Annotated in this window: 14 protein-coding genes and 1 other annotated feature; of the genes, 4 read left to right on the top strand and 10 right to left on the bottom strand. The window is 44.8% G+C overall.

The window, feature by feature from the left end:
• Positions 1-45: 45 nt before the first annotated feature.
• A complete protein-coding gene (locus ACQW03_RS21440; RefSeq protein WP_023989320.1) occupies positions 46-474 on the bottom strand; it encodes a CBS domain-containing protein in 429 nt (142 codons plus the stop codon).
• Positions 475-558: 84 nt separating this feature from the next.
• Positions 559-1,764, bottom strand: a complete 1,206-nt coding sequence (locus ACQW03_RS21435) for a M20 metallopeptidase family protein (RefSeq protein ID WP_220029830.1) — start codon at positions 1,762-1,764, stop codon at positions 559-561.
• 250 nt (positions 1,765-2,014) lie between these two features.
• Here ACQW03_RS21435 and ftsW point away from each other — a divergent pair, with 250 nt between their 5' ends.
• On the top strand, positions 2,015-3,274 hold the full coding sequence (gene ftsW / locus ACQW03_RS21430) for a putative lipid II flippase FtsW (RefSeq protein WP_025723472.1): 1,260 nt from the start codon (positions 2,015-2,017) through the stop codon (positions 3,272-3,274).
• A gap of 224 nt (positions 3,275-3,498) precedes the next feature.
• On the opposite strand, the gene ACQW03_RS21425 is transcribed toward ftsW, so the two are convergent.
• A complete protein-coding gene (locus tag ACQW03_RS21425) occupies positions 3,499-3,864 on the bottom strand; it encodes an Asp23/Gls24 family envelope stress response protein (protein WP_013310912.1) in 366 nt (121 codons plus the stop codon).
• Positions 3,865-4,056: 192 nt separating this feature from the next.
• Here ACQW03_RS21425 and cax point away from each other — a divergent pair, with 192 nt between their 5' ends.
• Positions 4,057-5,127 carry a calcium/proton exchanger gene (gene cax / locus ACQW03_RS21420; protein WP_220029831.1) on the top strand — a complete coding sequence of 357 codons (1,071 nt, stop codon included), beginning with the start codon at positions 4,057-4,059 and terminating at the stop codon, positions 5,125-5,127.
• A 141-nt stretch (positions 5,128-5,268) separates the two neighbouring features.
• On the opposite strand, the gene ACQW03_RS21415 is transcribed toward cax, so the two are convergent.
• The 5 genes from ACQW03_RS21415 to ACQW03_RS21395 form a co-directional block, all read right to left on the bottom strand.
• Positions 5,269-5,559, bottom strand: coding sequence for a YlaN family protein (locus ACQW03_RS21415; RefSeq protein ID WP_007431028.1), 291 nt, complete (start codon positions 5,557-5,559; stop codon positions 5,269-5,271).
• Between the two features lie 141 nt (positions 5,560-5,700).
• Entirely contained in the window at positions 5,701-5,943 is a 243-nt protein-coding gene (locus ACQW03_RS21410; RefSeq protein WP_013310915.1) for an HPr family phosphocarrier protein, read from the bottom strand.
• An 89-nt stretch (positions 5,944-6,032) separates the two neighbouring features.
• Positions 6,033-7,148: an aminopeptidase gene (locus ACQW03_RS21405; RefSeq protein WP_013310916.1), complete on the bottom strand. Its 1,116-nt coding sequence runs from the start codon at positions 7,146-7,148 to the stop codon at positions 6,033-6,035.
• A 76-nt stretch (positions 7,149-7,224) separates the two neighbouring features.
• Complete coding sequence (locus ACQW03_RS21400; RefSeq protein WP_441951633.1) at positions 7,225-8,076, bottom strand: hypothetical protein; 852 nt, start codon at positions 8,074-8,076, stop codon at positions 7,225-7,227.
• 196 nt (positions 8,077-8,272) lie between these two features.
• Positions 8,273-10,258, bottom strand: coding sequence for a sensor domain-containing diguanylate cyclase (locus ACQW03_RS21395; RefSeq protein WP_071641590.1), 1,986 nt, complete (start codon positions 10,256-10,258; stop codon positions 8,273-8,275).
• A gap of 436 nt (positions 10,259-10,694) precedes the next feature.
• On the opposite strand from ACQW03_RS21395, the gene rpsD reads away from it, so the two are divergent.
• Positions 10,695-11,294: a 30S ribosomal protein S4 gene (gene rpsD, locus ACQW03_RS21390; protein WP_025723468.1), complete on the top strand. Its 600-nt coding sequence runs from the start codon at positions 10,695-10,697 to the stop codon at positions 11,292-11,294.
• 78 nt (positions 11,295-11,372) lie between these two features.
• Here rpsD and ACQW03_RS21385 read toward each other — a convergent pair whose 3' ends face one another.
• Positions 11,373-12,242: an AraC family transcriptional regulator gene (locus ACQW03_RS21385; protein ID WP_441951630.1), complete on the bottom strand. Its 870-nt coding sequence runs from the start codon at positions 12,240-12,242 to the stop codon at positions 11,373-11,375.
• A 199-nt stretch (positions 12,243-12,441) separates the two neighbouring features.
• On the bottom strand, positions 12,442-13,695 hold the full coding sequence (gene tyrS, locus ACQW03_RS21380) for a tyrosine--tRNA ligase (RefSeq protein ID WP_013310921.1): 1,254 nt from the start codon (positions 13,693-13,695) through the stop codon (positions 12,442-12,444).
• Between the two features lie 66 nt (positions 13,696-13,761).
• Positions 13,762-14,028, bottom strand: a binding site (T-box leader).
• Positions 14,029-14,163: 135 nt separating this feature from the next.
• Here tyrS and ACQW03_RS21375 point away from each other — a divergent pair.
• On the top strand, positions 14,164-17,187 hold the full coding sequence (locus ACQW03_RS21375) for a transglycosylase domain-containing protein (protein ID WP_441951628.1): 3,024 nt from the start codon (positions 14,164-14,166) through the stop codon (positions 17,185-17,187).
• Positions 17,188-17,192 lie beyond the last annotated feature (5 nt).

Genomic DNA, 17,192 nt, shown 5'->3' with positions numbered 1-17,192 from the left:
CGGGGTAAAGACCTCCCCAAACTAATGCCTACCTTAATTATTCTTCTAGTGGACCTGCTCGGAAATATGACTAAGCGCCTCTCCAGCGTTGTCTGCAAAAATATTACGAACAGCCAAATCACCGATCGAGACAATCCCGATCAGACGGTCTCCTTCCGTTACGGGCAAACGACGGATTTGCTGCTCTGCCATCAGTTCAGCTGCTTGGTCCACCGACATGTCCGCACTAGCTGTACGAATACCTGTCGTCATAACCGTATCGACCGAACCCGAACCCGAATTTTTAGCCGCATAACCGCGAACGACAAGATCACGGTCCGTTACTACACCGATCAACTTATCACTGCCTTCGCTTTCCACAACCGGAATAAAACCAGTATCATTGTCCTTCATTTTGACCGCAATTTCATAAATATTGTCCTGCGGGGTAACCGTTACGCATTTTTTAGTCATAACTTCCTGAACCTTTTTCATGGGTACTCCCTCCTTTTCAACAGTAGGGTACCCCATTTCATTCAGCTCATACTCCAGATTGAACCGTTCCCAATCCAACTCATTTTAGCCCTTAATTGCCCCTGCTTTTCGTTCCGCAGCGTATCCCGTAGACATCGCAATAAACAAACGGACCGCGTTAATCATTGCATCCTCATCAAAATCAAATTTCGGATGATGGTGTGGATAAACTGCTCCTTTAACTGGGTTACCCGCTCCTACGAACATGAAGCAACCTGGCACACGTTCCAAATAATATGCAAAATCTTCAGCAGGCATCAGCTTCGACGCTTCCTGTACATTCTCCTCGCCGAAAACAGACTTTGCTTCATTAAAGAAACGAGATGCTTCATGTGCGTCATTGACAACTGGTGGGTATCCCATAATATAGCGAACCTGTGCTGTTGTACCGTATGTTGCGGCTGTAAGCTCGGTCACCTCATGCAGTCGCTCCTTCATTACCGTTCGTGTCTCCTCATCAAACGTACGAATCGTTCCACTCAGGCGACACGTTTCTGCGATCACATTTTGCGCAGAGCCCCCTTGGATGGTTCCCACCGTCAGCACGGCAGGTCGTAATGGGTCGACTGAACGGCTTACAACACTTTGCAGTTGCATAACAAGAGCTGAACCCGCCACGACACTATCATTAGTGGACTGGGGCATCCCACCATGCCCACCCTTACCTGTAATTTCAATATAAAAATCATCTGCCGCCGCCATCAACGGACCTGCGCAACTCGCGGCCGTCCCGACCGGAAAAGGTGTCCATAAATGGATGCCATAAATGACATCCACACCTTCCAATATACCATCCTTTATTACACTGACCGCTCCGCCAGGTAGCAATTCCTCCGCAGGTTGGAACAACAACCGAATTTCTCCTTGCAGCTCGTCCCGGTTCAGACTGAAATAGTAAGCCGTTCCAAGCAACGCGGATGTATGTCCGTCATGGCCGCAAGCATGCATGGCTCCGTCCACGCTGGAGCGATATTCACATTCCTTTTCATCCTGAATAGGAAGAGCATCCATATCGGCGCGTAACATGACGACAGGCCCGGGTTTAGCACCACGAATGGTGCCTACAACACCGTGTCCCCCTACCTGACGGCGAATCTCGATTCCCCAACTCTCCAACTTATCCGCTACAAAAGCTGCGGTTTTGCTTTCTTGAAAGGAAATTTCGGGATTCTTATGTAAATGTCTACGCCACTCCACCATGTTTTCTTGCAAACGATCAAACCAGATCTTATCTATCGCATGTTGCGTCATTCTGCTCCACCTCTCCTTTTAAAGCACCGGGCAAGTTCCCGAATTAATCATGCAGCGTCACCACGTATGCACCGCTGCTTTCAAGTCTTCATTTTTATCCTATTGTAGCAGATATGGAATTGTTGCGATATCTGTTGCTCCAGGGAGGTTGCAGAAGCCCAACAAACATAATATGATAAAATGGATAAACGATAAAATGATAACCGTCTGCGAGGAATATACCTTGTGGCGAATACCGGGGGAAGCTGATATGAGAAATACGAAGCCGGAGACTCGAAGAAGAGGCACACCGGATTTCCAATTGCTGATCCTCACTTTGTTACTGGTTGGATTCGGTGTAATTATGGTATTTAGCTCCAGCTCCAGCGTAGCTCTGCTGAATAAAGAATACAATTTTGACTCTTTATATTTTGTGAAGCGCCAATCTGCATTTGCTGTACTTGGACTTTTTATTATGTTGGTAGCTATGAATATTAAGATGGAAAAATATAAAAAACTTTTTGTACCTTTATTTTTCATAACTATATTACTGCTAATCATCGTTCTTTTTACAGGCTCACTTAACGGTGCAAAAAGTTGGCTCAGGTTTGGTAGTGTTGGCTTCCAGCCAACGGAGCTTGCGAAAATTTCCATCATTCTTTACTTATCCGCACTTATTGTCAAAAAAGGAGATCGCTTTAGAGATCTGCGGACTGGCTACATACCTGTAACAGTCATTGTAGGCTGTGTTGCAGGACTCATCATGCTTCAACCTGATTTAGGCTCCTGCTTCATTTTGGTTGCTACAAGTGGTCTGATTATTTATGCCGGTGGAGCCAGTGTAAAGCATATTACAGCATCAATTGTTCTGCTCGTGCTAGGCGCTTCCATCGTATTTGGCATTGGGTCGTTGTTTGGAGGAGATTCTGGAACCACAGATGGACAAGCTGCTGCCAAGCAAGATTACAAAATCGGACGCTTTCAAGCCTTTCTTAATCCCGAGAAATATAGACAAGGAACAGGATACAATCTGGTACAGTCCTTGCAAGCTATAGGTGAAGGCGGCTTAAACGGGTCAGGATTTGGTAAAGGTATTATCAAGCTTCACTATCTTCCTAATTCATTTAATGATTTTATCTTTTCTGTAATTGGTGAAGAATTCGGATTTGTCGGAACAGCCATATTCCTGATGCTATATTTGTATTTCATTTGGCGAGGCATGATCATTGCTCTGCGTTGCCATGATCCGTTCGGAACGTTGGTAGGCACTGGCATCATGGGTTTGATCGCCATTCAGGCCTTCATTAATATCGGCGGTGTAACCCAAACGATTCCAATCACTGGCGTAACGCTTCCATTTATCAGCTTTGGTGGCTCCTCCCTACTTGTCATGATGTTTTCCATGGGCATTATGCTCAGTATTTCACGTGAGAACACCAAACAAGCGGTGCAGGAACGCACCACAGGGGTAGCTGTCCGTAATGAAGTACCCAATCGCTTTCAAACGCGTAGAACCAACCGTTTTCGTTAAAAAAAGAACTTCCATGGACCACTTACAACGGTGGCTTTGGAAGTTCTTTTGGTTATGTATAAAATACGGGAACCCTCTGCAAAAATGGCTATACTGTTGATTCACAAAACGAAAACTGGCGATTCTATAACCACCAGTTTTCGTGTTTTTATTCGGGTTATCCCACGGAATTCCCGGCGTGTATACAATGGTGAAAAACGTCAATTTATCGGTTCCTGATTCTTTTACACTGCGTCGTCCTTGAACGCGACACCTTCCACTTTTACGTTCACTTCCACGACCCGCAAACCCGTCATACTTTCGACGGCTTCTCGCACATTTTGCTGAAGAATTCGGGACACCTCATGAATAGGTGTTTCGTAGAGCACGATAATACGTAGATCAATGGCAGCTTCCAGCTGTCCAACCTCCACTGATACGCCTTTTTGCACATTTTTACCGCTCAGCCTTTTGGCCCAGCCTTCCGATAAACCGCCTGACATTGCAGCAATGCCCGGTGTCTCTAATGCGGCCATCCCGGCAATTTTACCTACGACATCGTTGGAAATCTTGATGTTTCCTGCTTCCAGTTGTTGAATTTGCTCTGCCATGACCTATGTCCCCCTTCATCCATCCTTTATTTGTATTGTAAAGCCTCAGCCACTCCAAATGCAAACCCTACGTATGAAAAACAACTTTCGTTTACAACCTATATCATTTTGGGTATATTAATTTAGAAAATCCATACAAGTGACAGCTTTCAACAAACTTGTACACATCTATTGATATCGAGGTGCTCTTCATTGAAAAAATGGTTATCTCCCGCTTTGCTTATAGCGACATTTGCTCTTAGTGCAGTCGCTCATTACACGCATTGGAACGCTATAGCCCAATTTGTCATTTGCGCAATTTCTGTTGTATTCGTAGCCGGTTTTCTCGGCAGGGCGACCGAAAATGTCGCGCATTATGCTGGCCAACGTTTAGGTGGGTTCTTAAATGCCACCTTTGGTAACGCAGCCGAACTGATCATCGCCATCTTTCTTGTTAAAGAAGGTCTTTACGATATGGTAAAGGCCAGTCTTACCGGTTCCATCATCGGTAATCTGCTGCTGGTGCTCGGAGCAAGTCTGTTCGCTGGCGGTTTGAAGTACAAAGTGCAAAACTTCAATATATCGCTGGCTGGATTAAGTGGTTCTCTGATGATTGTGGCTGTTATTGCCTTGTTCGTTCCAGCTGTCTTTCTGAACACACACGTTATCACGGATGGCGAATCAGATACGCTCAGCCTCATTGTCGCAGGCACGCTCATTGTCGCGTATATTGCGTGGCTTATTTTTTCTATGATTACGCATAAGGACTATTTAGCTGATGTGACCGAACAAAAAGATGAAGAATTGCCACATGAGCATGCCCCTGTGTGGTCCAGAAACAAATCCATTGCCTATTTGGTACTCGCTACTGTCATGGTCGCTTTTGTCAGCGAATGGCTGGTAGGTACACTGGAGGTATTTACGACCCAATTTGGGCTCAGCGAATTGTTTGTAGGTGCCTTCCTCGTCGCTATTATTGGTAATGCAGCCGAACACAGCGCTGCTATTTTACTGGCGATGAAGAACAAAATCGGTGCATCTGTCGAAATAGCTATCGGCAGCAGTTTACAAATTGCACTATTTGTTGCCCCTGTGCTGATTTTTGTCAGTTACTTTATGGGAAACACGATGAATATTGTTTTCACCACAATTGAGCTGGTCGCCATTGCTGTCGCTGTATTTATCGCCAAATCCATCACCCAGGACGGCTCAACCAACTGGTATGAGGGACTCATGCTACTGGTAGTGTATGTATTGTTAGGTGTATCCTTCTTCCTTGTGTAGCTTTTAAGGTTTTAAAATGTGCGTTAGGATGGTGGAAGGACGATGCGCTTTTACCATCCTAAAAGAACATTTTTTCAAAAAAAGGCATCAAAAAAAGCATGCTCTCAAACTCCGCATGCTCTCATCAATTCAACCGTCTTCCTAATTGGCCTTATTATTCATGGCCTCATATAGAATAGCCAGATTGCGTTCCAGCTCACTGACCAGCTGTTTACCTACCATTTCCGGAAGAAGTCCAGCGCGAACCGCAAAATCCACTTCCTTGGAAAATCCGTACATCTGAGTATCCAGCACTTCCTCATAGAGAGGGCAATAACGGGTTGCCAGATTCTCCATCTGTACTTCAATAAGCTTCTTTATTTTATCTGCATCTTCCTGAAGCAGATTAATAGCCTTGATATTCAATTGTTCCTGCAAATCAGATGAAGTCATGGATTCTTCCCCCCTATGTCTCAATGTCGCACAAGACGTCCTATCCTTAATATTAGACCAAATTGCAGGCTAATACAAGAACCTGACAAAAAAAGCATCCCTACAGTTACAGGTAGGGATGCTTTTGCTTTAAGAATAAAGTTAGCTGGCTACTGAAATATGAAGTCCGTGCTTCTCGAACACCTCGATGATCGCTTTCTTAGCTTCCTCCGCATCTGGTCCATGAACGTGTAGTTCATAGCTATGGCTGCTGACTAGGGTCGTAAACAAGCCCAGTATACTTTTCACATCAATATACTTATTTTCGGAATGAAGGACGATGGAAGAGGTGAACTTGCTCGCCGTCTGTGCAATTTCAACAACAGCCGCGTTATTATTGGACATAGAGATCCCTCGCTTTACTGAATTGTCATGTATCGGTACTCATCCATAATAATACATTGAAATCGCTTTCTCATCAAGAACGGATATCGTTATTTTAAATTTTCTGGGTTTAATGGCTCCAGCTCAGGCAGTACAAAGATGCCGTCTTTACGAATCAAAACATCGTCAAAATAAATTTCACCACCGCCATATTCTGGACGCTGAATCAACACCAAATCCCAGTGGATGGATGAACGATTACCGTTATCCGCTGTTTCATAAGCTTGACCTGGTGTAAAATGTAAGCTGCCGGCGATTTTCTCGTCAAACAAAATATCCTTCATTGGATGTAAAATGTGCGGATTAAAGCCGATGGCAAACTCGCCAATATAACGTGCTCCCTCGTCAGAATCGAGAATATCATTCAGCCGCTTCGTATCGTTACTCGTCGCTTCCACGATCTTACCATTTTCAAAACGGAATTTAACATTTTCAAAAGTAATACCATTATACAGGGTTTGTGCATTGTAGCTGATAGTTCCGTTAACGGAATCACGTACAGGCGCGCTGTATACTTCGCCATCCGGGATATTGCATTGACCTGAACACTTGATAGCTCCGATTTGCTTAATAGAGAAATTCAAATCCGTACCCGGTCCGCTGATCCGTACCTTGTCCGTCCGATTCATCAGGTCTGCCAATGCATCTTGAGCTTTGTCCATTTTTGCATAATCCAGATTACACACATCGAAATAAAAGTCTTCGAATGCTTCTGTGCTGATATTCGCCAATTGAGCCATGCTGTCATTCGGATAACGCAGCACTACCCATTTGGTGTGTTTCACCCGTTGTTCACTATGTACCGCATGCTGATAAATGGAATTATACATTTTCATTTTATCTTCCGGCACATCTGATAGATCATTTACATTTTCACCTGCACGAATTCCGATGTAGCAGTGCATTTGCTTCATTCGGTTAAGGTCAATCTCAGCCCAGGTCTCCAGCATCTCCTTTGTCGCGTGACGAAGCATGGCGCTCTGTACCTTACGGTCTGTAAGCTGCACAAAAACATTTCCACCTTTTTTACCAACTTCATGAATGATAGCGTTAAGCAAGTCGCGCTCTGTACCGATCATTTCGATCAATACATTTTCTCCAGGCTGCACTTCAACAGAGTAACCTACCAAATTTTCCGCCAGCTTAAGTATTCTAGGATCTTTCATGTAGTGTCTCTCCTTCTCTATTTCATTCTTTTTGAACAATGGTTAATTCAAAATTCATTGTATCACGCCCGCTCCGTTACTTGTAGTCCTCAAAAGTAACTCGGGTTATCAAAGCCTCTTGATGTAGCTCTTCATTTACTCCCTGTCGGGAAATTCGGCATTCCGATGAAAGCTTTAAGGGTAAACCCGTTTGGCGATCTATGGTCAGATGATACACAGTACGCACAATAGATTGCTCCAGCTGGTTGCTCATATCCTCACAACTTTGTGCCCATATTTGAGTCAGCTTCTTTTGCAGTTCTCGATTCGTTCCTGTATGCTGCGTTTTTAATATCCCGATTTGAGGGTTTAAAGTATTCATTTCTTTTATTAAACGATCTTTCAACCAGCGCTTTGCCGAAGCAGATTCCGGTTCAATCCTCAATACCCAAGTTCCCCGGGCAGCTCCTGTTTCCATTCGAATGCTCTTATTCAGTGTATTTAATTCCTCAAGCTCCTGAATCGGATTGAAGCGATTTAACATACCATTTCCAACCAGAGGGAGGTAACCGGATGTCAGTGCAACCCATTTTCCACTCTGACGAAGAAAACGCTCTTGTGTAACATCATGCTCGGACTTACCTTGTTGCAGGGCTACGTAGCCACCTTGCTTACGAAAAGCTTCTGTAGAGCCCCAATGCATGATCAATTCATCGTGATTTCTTAGCCTGCCGCGATATTCAAACTGCTTATTCGTTGGCAGACCACTGTCAGCTCTAATTGCAGTCCGTCCAGTAAACGTTACCATCTCTTTGCCGGCCATTCCTGCAACAGATCTCTTAAAAATCTGTTCAGGAGTATATTGTCGATCCAGTGCACAACCACTTAACACACCTATTACAAGGAACACACCACAAACCTGCATCACCCATTGCTTTCTCCAATGCATCCCATCATCCATCCTATCCTGAACATAACTGTACTCATAAGCAAAATCCTGCTTTAAGGCAGTTATGCTACCTGGTTCACTTCATCGTGTTATCCCTATAGTTCAATCATACACACGATGTATAGCTACGTTTAGGATTACCTGTCTGCAATGGGTTATGCAAGACAAAAAGAGAACATTCCCTAAGGAATATTCTCTACACATTGGCTACATGATCAACAACTATTCGATTGCGTCCTTCATTTTTCGCTTCGTACAAGGCCATATCAGCCCTATAAAATAAAGATTCAATACTGATCTGCTCGTCCAGCCAGTTCCATTCAGCAATCCCGCAAGAAACAGTCACCTGAGGCTCGGTTTCATGCTGTACACGGTAACGTATTTTTTCGGCATATCCGAGCGCCTGCTGCACCCCCAGCTGCGGTAAATAAATGGCAAGCTCCTCGCCGCCCCATCTGGCACATACATCCTCATCGCGAGTCGCCGAACGAACAATATTGCTGACGCTTTTTAAAATTTCGTCACCCGTCTGATGCCCATGCGTATCATTCACCTGTTTGAATTGATCAATATCAACCAAAATAAGAGATCCACAGAAATCCTTTTCCTGATGTTGCTGAATGATTTGGTCCACATAATGACGTACATACAGACCTGTTAACATATCCATATTAGCCAGCCGCCGCACCTCAGCGTGCAGCATAGCATTGGTTACCGCCAACCCGATATGAGGGGCTAGCATTTGCAGCATTTTGTAATTATCGTAAGAGAAAAAGTGTGGAAGCTTGCTGGACAATAGTATAACCCCTTTAGGAGTACCGCTGGTCTTCATAGGTACAGCCATCAAAGACTGGGAGTCCGTCGCATCCATAAAATGAGAGGTTATCTTCCCATCCTTTCTATAGTCCGACACAATCACTGGTTCTCCTGTTAAGCGTATCAGTCCAGCAAATCCATCTTCAAGAGGGTAACTTTCCAATCTTAAGCTTTCCACATTGCTCGACATGACCTTAAAACAGTCTCCATCCTGATCAAGCTGTACAATACAACAAAAGTCCGCCATGAACATTTTTAATAACTCCTGCACGGCAAATTCAAATATTTCATTTAACTTCAGGCTCTGATTCAAGCGCTGAACCAGTTCATTAATGAGACGCAATTCATGGATAAGTACATTCGATTGCTCAAGCAGCTTCGCATTTTCAAATGCAGTGCCAGCCGTATCCGCCATCATGGCAATCAGCTCTACATCCACTTTTTTCATACTATCCGCACCCGATGGAAGGATCATATGGAAAACACCGTATACACCCTGCTTGCCACGTAATGGGATGGCAATTTCAGTCATTTCATCTTGTGTACCGACAGGCTCATTCACAGCCATTTGCCCTTTCATAAATGCACGGACGCATACATCTTCGTCCCGTTCATGCAGCAGCAAAGGTTTGACCTGCGGATTGCGACTGTGTCGATCCTGACTCATATACAAGGTGATATCTACATGGGGAAACAAATAGGCGATGCTCCCGAATACCTCATCCAGCACGCCTTCCACGTCAATTTTGTCATGCATCCGTTTTACAATCTGAAATAAAATAGAACGCCGTCTACCTTCACGATCGCTTCGATTCTGCATCCCAAGGATATCTTCCATAAATATATACTCAAACTTCGAGTAAAAGCAGGATTTAAAATGTAAAGCAGCTGCTAACAATGTGTCCTGATTTGAGATAGAATGTTGAGCAGGCCGTGTAAAACGAAGAGCGGCAAAGGGCTCCCTCTTGTAATTACGACATAGTATGGGAACCATATACACAACCGCAAGGCTTCCATCACGAAGTTTGCGCTGACTCACTTCCATCTCTCTAGATATGCAACAACGTTCGACCAAATCCAAATCCTCGTCATCATCTTCTTGCCTACCAGCAACACGAACACCTATAAAATTAAAAACAGCAGTATATTCTTCGTTAATCCAGGATATACCATTGCTCTGCTGTAACCAACTCCGATATCCTTGGACAAGCAGCTGGTTAATATAGGGGAAATCATAGGGTGTCATATCCATGTTCTGGAGCCAGGCAAAAGACGTATATCCTTTATCATCAAACAGCGGAGCACCGCCAGCCTGGACTGTTTTACTGTCAAGCATTTGCTGATCCGTTGTTGAAAATTCCGACATATTAAGGCGCTCCTTCACAGCAAAATTAGCTGTACCAAGACAGCGGCTATACACCACTATAGCTCATAATATGATCTATTTTACTCTCAACTCTAGAAATTTGCATCCATTTTTCAGAAATTCGTCCCACTTTTTTAGTTCTTAAGCCCTATCGACAAAATCTGACGTTTTCATTCTTTTTCTTTTCTTGACATTGACCCACTTTTACATATAGTATATATTAATGAAAAAGACTGTACGGCAGAACTATCTACTGTGCGGATCTTAAATTTTGGGCGTAACAGTTTGTGTCACCCTCATCTTTTTTGTTGCTGACAGGACAGCGGCTGAACTTTTCTGTCAGTAGTGCGTCTTACCTTAATTGGTAGCGCCGAACAAATTGGAGCGCAAAGAGAGCCCCAACTCAAATTTTAATTATGAAGGAGTTAACTCTATAATGGCACGTTACACTGGTCCTAAATTTAAATTGAGCCGTCGTCTCGGTATTTCCCTGAGCGGCACAGGTAAAGAATTGAAACGCCCTTTCCCTCCGGGACAACATGGTGCAAACCAACGGAGAAAAATCAGCAACTACGGTATGCAGCTTCAAGAGAAACAAAAGCTGCGTCACATGTACGGCTTGGGTGAAAAACAATTCCGTACCCTGTTCAACAAAGCTCAACACATGCACGGTATCGCTGGTGAAAACTTTATGTTCTTGCTGGAAAGCCGCCTGGACAACCTTGTGTTCCGTCTTGGCTTTGCTAATTCCCGTGCAGGCGCACGTCAATTGGTAGCTCACGGTCACGTTACTGTGAACGGTAAAAAAGTTGACATCGCTTCTTACCAAGTAAGTCTTGGCGACGTGATCGGTCTTCGTGAAAGAAGTCGTTCCCTGTCTTCCATTAAAGAAGCTTTGGAAAACCGCAACCACTTGGCAGCTTACCTGGAGTACAATGACGCAGCTCTGGAAGGTAAATTCATTCGTTTGCCTGAGCGTGGCGAATTGTCCCAAGATATCGATGAAAAACAAATCGTCGAATTCTACAACCGCTAATCCTTGCATTAGCACCAAAAAGCACTCGAATTTATTCGGGTGCTTTTTTATATTCCCTATGCATCGAGCCTGAGGGTATTATTCAATGGGGATGTATACCTTCATACTCAAATGATCTGGATAGGAGGAATTCATCACGTCCGTAATTTCAAAATCAGGCCCCTCCCTCCGTTCAAAATTAGAATTAGGAAGCCATGTGCCATAGATAAAATCTCGTATATTCTGAACCCGTCCATCTGAACCCGAAGCGTCAAACTCAGCATACTTCCCTGCTGGAATCTCCATATATATAAAACCCTCTGCCAGTTCTTTTGACTCTTTTTCAACTGCCTCGCCTACCACAAATGAAAATGCACCGTTGTCTTCAAATCGACAGGCAACCCCATATGACATTCCCGGTGCAATTTTGTTCGGGATATACATAAAATATTCATTTGCTCCAAAGTGCCCATAAAACCCTGGGATTTCTTTATAGTGCTGCTCATTGTTCAGATTTGTTTTATATTCATATCCTACAATTTTGACCGTTTCGAGCTGCAATATCACCGGCTTATTCACATCCAAATCCCCCATCGTATTTTTTTGGTAATCCAGAAAATTGATTTTACTTTGCGCAGGAAGCTCAATATTACCGTTACGATACTTCCCAGGAGTGATCCCAAAGTTCTTTTCAAAAGCGCGGGTAAAAGCTTCTTGTGAGTTGTACTGATACTCAATAGCAATGTCCAACACTTTTTGATTGGATTGTTTTAGCTGTTCAGCCGCCTCGGACAATCTTCTCCTTCTTATATATTGTTGAACCGTAAAACCCGAAATGGCCTGAAAAACCCGTTGGAAATGAAAAGCTGAAAAGCATGCCTGTGAAGCAATCTCGGCAATTTTTAAATCCTCCCGGAGATTCAATTCAATAAACTCAATCGCACACTGAATTCGTTTAAAGTAGTCCATATAATCCTTCCCCGCACTTGTAATTGTTTTGGTTATCAATCCTACACCCAAATTGTGCAACCTACGTTTTCATTATGTATAACTCTTTACCTACATGTTTGATTATTTGTGCTAAGTTTACCATGACTTTTCACTTATCAGAAAAAAAAGCAACGCTGAGATCGATACAATCTCAGTGCTGCTTTTGAATATATTTTCATTATCCAAGCTTGATTTTAGCAAATTTCCGTTTACCTACCTGCACAATGTCGCCTTCCTTCGGCGTGTATGCTTCATTCACATCGGTCCATTTCTCTTCGTTAATTTTGACCGAACCCTGCTGAATACTGCGCTTGGCTTCACCATTTGATGCTGCAAAGCCCAGATGAGTCAGCAACTGGATCACACGAATGCCACCTTCTTCTAACTGATCAGCCGTCAAGGTGAACTCTTCAATATCGTCAGGCAGCGCACGTTGCTGGAATACGGTCACAAAATGCTGCTTCGCTGCTTCCTCTGCTTCTTCGCCGTGGTACATGCGCACTAACGTTCCAGCCAGCTTCATTTTGGCATCACGTGGATGTACTGAGCCGTCCTTAACACCTTTCGCCAGCTCTGCCAGCTCCTCGTTGTTGATATCCGTTGCAAGCTCAAAATATTTCAGCATCAGCTCGTCAGGAACGGACATGGATTTCCCGTATATTTCGTTCGGCTCCTCATCAACACCAATGTAGTTCCCCAAACTTTTGCTCATCTTCTGGACGCCATCCAGCCCTTCAAGCAATGGTAATGTAATAGTAGCCTGCGGCTCAACTCCGTATTCTTTTTGCAGGGTTCTGCCCATCAGCAGATTAAACTTCTGATCCGTCCCCCCCAATTCAATATCGCTTTGGAGAGCCACGGAATCCATGCCCTGCATCAGCGGGTAAAAGAACTCATGGATGCTGATCGGCAATCCGTTTTGGTACCTTTTTGTAAAATCATCTCGTTCCAACATACGGGCAACCGTTACTTTGGCCGACAGGGTTACTACATCAGCAAAAGACATTGGCCCTAACCATTCGGAATTGTAGAATACCTTTGTTTTTTCAGGATCGAGAATTTTAAAAATTTGTTCCTTGTACGTTTGTGCATTACGCTGTACATCTTCCTCAGTCAGTTGCTTACGAGTCTCCGATTTACCTGTCGGATCACCAATTCTGCCTGTAAAATCTCCGATAATCAGTTGCACTTGATGGCCTAATTCCTGGAACTGGCGCAGTTTGTGCATAACAACCGTATGTCCGATGTGAATGTCTGGCGCAGATGGATCAAGACCCAGCTTAATTTTGAGCGGCTCGCCGCTAACGACCGACTTAATTACCTTACGCTTCAGCTCATCCTCCGGTACAATCTCCGCCACACCCCGCTGTATCACCTCTAGCTGTCGCTCGACCTCTACCTGTTGCTCCGGCTTCAATTCTTCCCACTTCATCCTGTATACCTCCTATTTTTCATCCAAAATATTACATATTAGACAAACCAAAAAGCCCCTTTCATCCCAAGGGACGAGAAGGAGCTACTCGCGTTACCACCCTAATTAAAGAAACGCATGTCAAAGACAGACATTTCTTTCACTTCATTCCTATAACGGGCCTACACCCGGTACTGGATTACTATGGTAGCTTCGCAAACCTGCAAATGCTTACCATTCATCCAGACAGCTCCAGACGGTAATTCAAAGGAGGGACGCTACCGATTCACACCACCCATCGGCTCTCTGCACAACGTGATTCCGCCTTCTACTGAAGTCTTTCTCTGCTTTTCACGATATTTACTTTGACCTATTTATAACACACTGCTTTTATGTAGTCAACGACACCAAAAGACAGGCTTTTTAGCATATGGGTTCATTTTGTAATTTTATGCTATAATAATGGCTGTTATAAAGGAGGAAGACTTAATGGTTGAAGAAAAAAACAATGTATCAGCGCCAAAGCCTTCCCGCTTGAGGACAACCATGCGAAGGCTCGGCCGTGTCATAAAGTGGGTCATCATCATCGGTTTTATGGGGGCACTATTTGCAGGAGGGGCCGCCGCCGGCTATGTTGCTTCTATTGTAAAAAGCGAACCCGTGCGTTCCAGATCCATGATCTTACAGGAAGTAGATAAGAATGCAATTACAGGCTTCGCTTATTTCAATGATGGCTCTCCCATCGGACAACTTCGGACAGAAGAAGATCGAAGACCTGTCACGTTTAAGGAGATTCCACAACTCGTCATTGACGCAGTCATTGCCATTGAAGATAATCATTTTTATGAGCATAAAGGTGTCGATCTGTCGGGAACGCTGCGTGCTGTGAAGCAAAAGGCGCTGCATGAATCCGTACAAACCGGGGGTAGTACCCTCACCCAGCAGCTTGCGCGTCGTGTCTTTCTAAATCTCGATCGCACGGATGACCGCAAGGTCAAAGAAATTTTGCTGTCTCTGCGCCTTGAGCGCTTCCTGAGCAAGCAACAAATTATTACAGCCTATCTCAATAAAGTACCTTTTGGTAACGGTTCAAGCGGTTACAACGTCTTTGGCATTAAAGCAGCGGCCAAAGGTATTTTTAATGAGAATGATCTGAATGAGATTAATGTAGCCCAGGCCGCCTATCTGGCAGGTTTGCCACAGCTTCCTTCTTCTTATTCTGCTTACAACGGTAAGGGCGAGTTTAATGAAGCTGGCTTTAAAAGAGCCATCAACCGCCAGCACCTGGTGCTCAGTCGAATGCTGGAGGAGAATAAAATCAATAAAGCACAGTATGATGAAGCGATGGCTTTTGATATCAAAAAATCTCTCGCACCACGCACTGTTAAAGCTTATAACACCTATCCATACCTTATGATGGAAACAGAACGACAGGCTGCGCAGGCACTCATGTCTGTCACCAATCCGGGCCAAGCAGCTAATGCCAGTGCAGATGCCAAGACCAAGGACGATAACGATATACTCAAAGAAGCCGAACAGCAGCTTCGCACAGGCGGTTATATGGTGTATACCACCATTGATAAGAGCGTCTACAAATCTATGCGTCAAATTGCAGAAAATAAAAACAACTTCTCTGCCACTAGTAAAACCAAGGGTGACGAACAAGCAGCGGCTATTCTGATTCAGCATAAAACAGGCGCCATTCTTGGAATGATGGAAGGGCGGGACTTCCAAAAGGAGCAGATGAATTATGCCACGCAGATGGTACGTCAACCAGGTTCGGCAATGAAACCGATTGCTGCCTATCTCCCTGCATTGGACAGCGGTCTTGTGCAGCCTGGTAGTATCGTGGATGATGCCCCTATTATTTTGAAAGATGGCAGTAATGGATATCATATTCCGAAAAATTCTAACAACCGCTATCAAGGATTGGTTACGGCGCGTTATGCACTGAATCAATCGCTAAATACGATAGCACTCAAGCTGTTTAACGAAAAAGTAGGGATTAGCAATGCTTGGGCTTTTGCTAAAAAACTGGGTATCACCACCTTGGAATCCAGTGATAACAACGCCCAAACGGGTGTACTTGGCGGCTTGGCCCATGGGGTGACCGTCGAGGAACTCACGAATGCATATGGAGCCATTCCAAACGGCGGTGTGTTTAATGACGCCTATATGATCGAAAAGATTGTGGATTCGCAAGGCAATATTGTATATAAGCATCAGGCTAATCCTGTGCAGGCCTTCTCACCGCAAACCGCCTACCTTATGACAGATATGTTGCGTACAGCCGTGTCGGAAGGCACAGGCAGACTGGTGAAGCGGAACTTTGATCAATCCGGCAAGATTCCGATTGCCGGCAAGACAGGCACTACGCAATCCTACACTGATGTTTGGTTCGAGGGCTTTACGCCTGACGTCACGCTGGGTGTATGGGTTGGTTACAAGCAACCTGTCAATAAGCTTGAAACGAAAGTCCAAAAAGAGCGGGCTCGTCGCCTATGGGCTCTAATCATGAATGAAGTAACAGCTAAAGATGCTCAGCTGTTTCAAACGGACAGCTTCAAGAGACCTGACGGCATTGTAAGCCGTACAGCATCCGCGTATGGTTCGGACATTTATAACAGTAAGTATCCACCTAAAAACAGTGAAAATGGTGTGAGCCGTGCGAAATATATTACCTATCAAGGTGTGAATTATATTCCACGTGAGGGTACACCGGATGATATGTTATATGAACGGACCGTTAGGAAACGGGAAAAGCCCATCTCAGAATTGATTAAAGAGCTTCAGCAAGCTTTTAAGGTGATGAGACGACATAATTCGTTGTCCTACTATCTGCCTCAGGATGCAGATAAGGAAGCTCCTACTCAGATTGATCCACGCAAGGACGATGGAGCAGCCCCTAACGCTCCATCTAGCGTCAACGTAAGCTATAATGACGGCAAAGCCATAATCAGCTTTAGCCCAAGCGGAAACAGCGACGTCGTAGGATACCGTCTGTATCGTTCTACAGATGGGGGTAGCTTCCAACGGCTTGGCAAGGTTGTTATGGCTGACGGCTCCAAGGTGTTCTCTGACAGCCCTGGGGGCAGCAGCTCCAGCTACTACGTGACCGCCGTTGATGTAGGCGGCCATGAGTCCGGTCCAAGCCCGAAAGCAAGCGCAGCACCTGTGGTGCCACCTGCAGATTCTGAGTCTCCAGACGTTCCGGGCGAGGGAGATGGAACAGGTGTGCAACCTACAGAGGTTCCTACTGCCCCTGGACAGCCCCAAGCTAAAGCCGCTGGCTCATCCGTAGCGCTCCAATGGAGCGCAGGTAAGTCTGCGGACGCTATTACAGGCTATAACGTGTATTACAGCGAAAGCGGTGCGGAGCCTTTTACAAACATAGGCTCTACCGCATCTACCAGCTTTGAATATAAGTCGGGGAAAAAGCCAAAAGGCTGGTTTCGTGTCACTTCCATGAATGCCATGGGGGAATCGGCTCCTTCCGGAGCCGTCCGTCCATAACTGAA

The organism is Paenibacillus sp. DRB1-1 (assembly GCF_052119485.1).
Lineage (GTDB): Bacteria > Bacillota > Bacilli > Paenibacillales > Paenibacillaceae > Paenibacillus > Paenibacillus polymyxa_B.
This window is presented reverse-complemented; position numbering and strand designations above follow the sequence as displayed.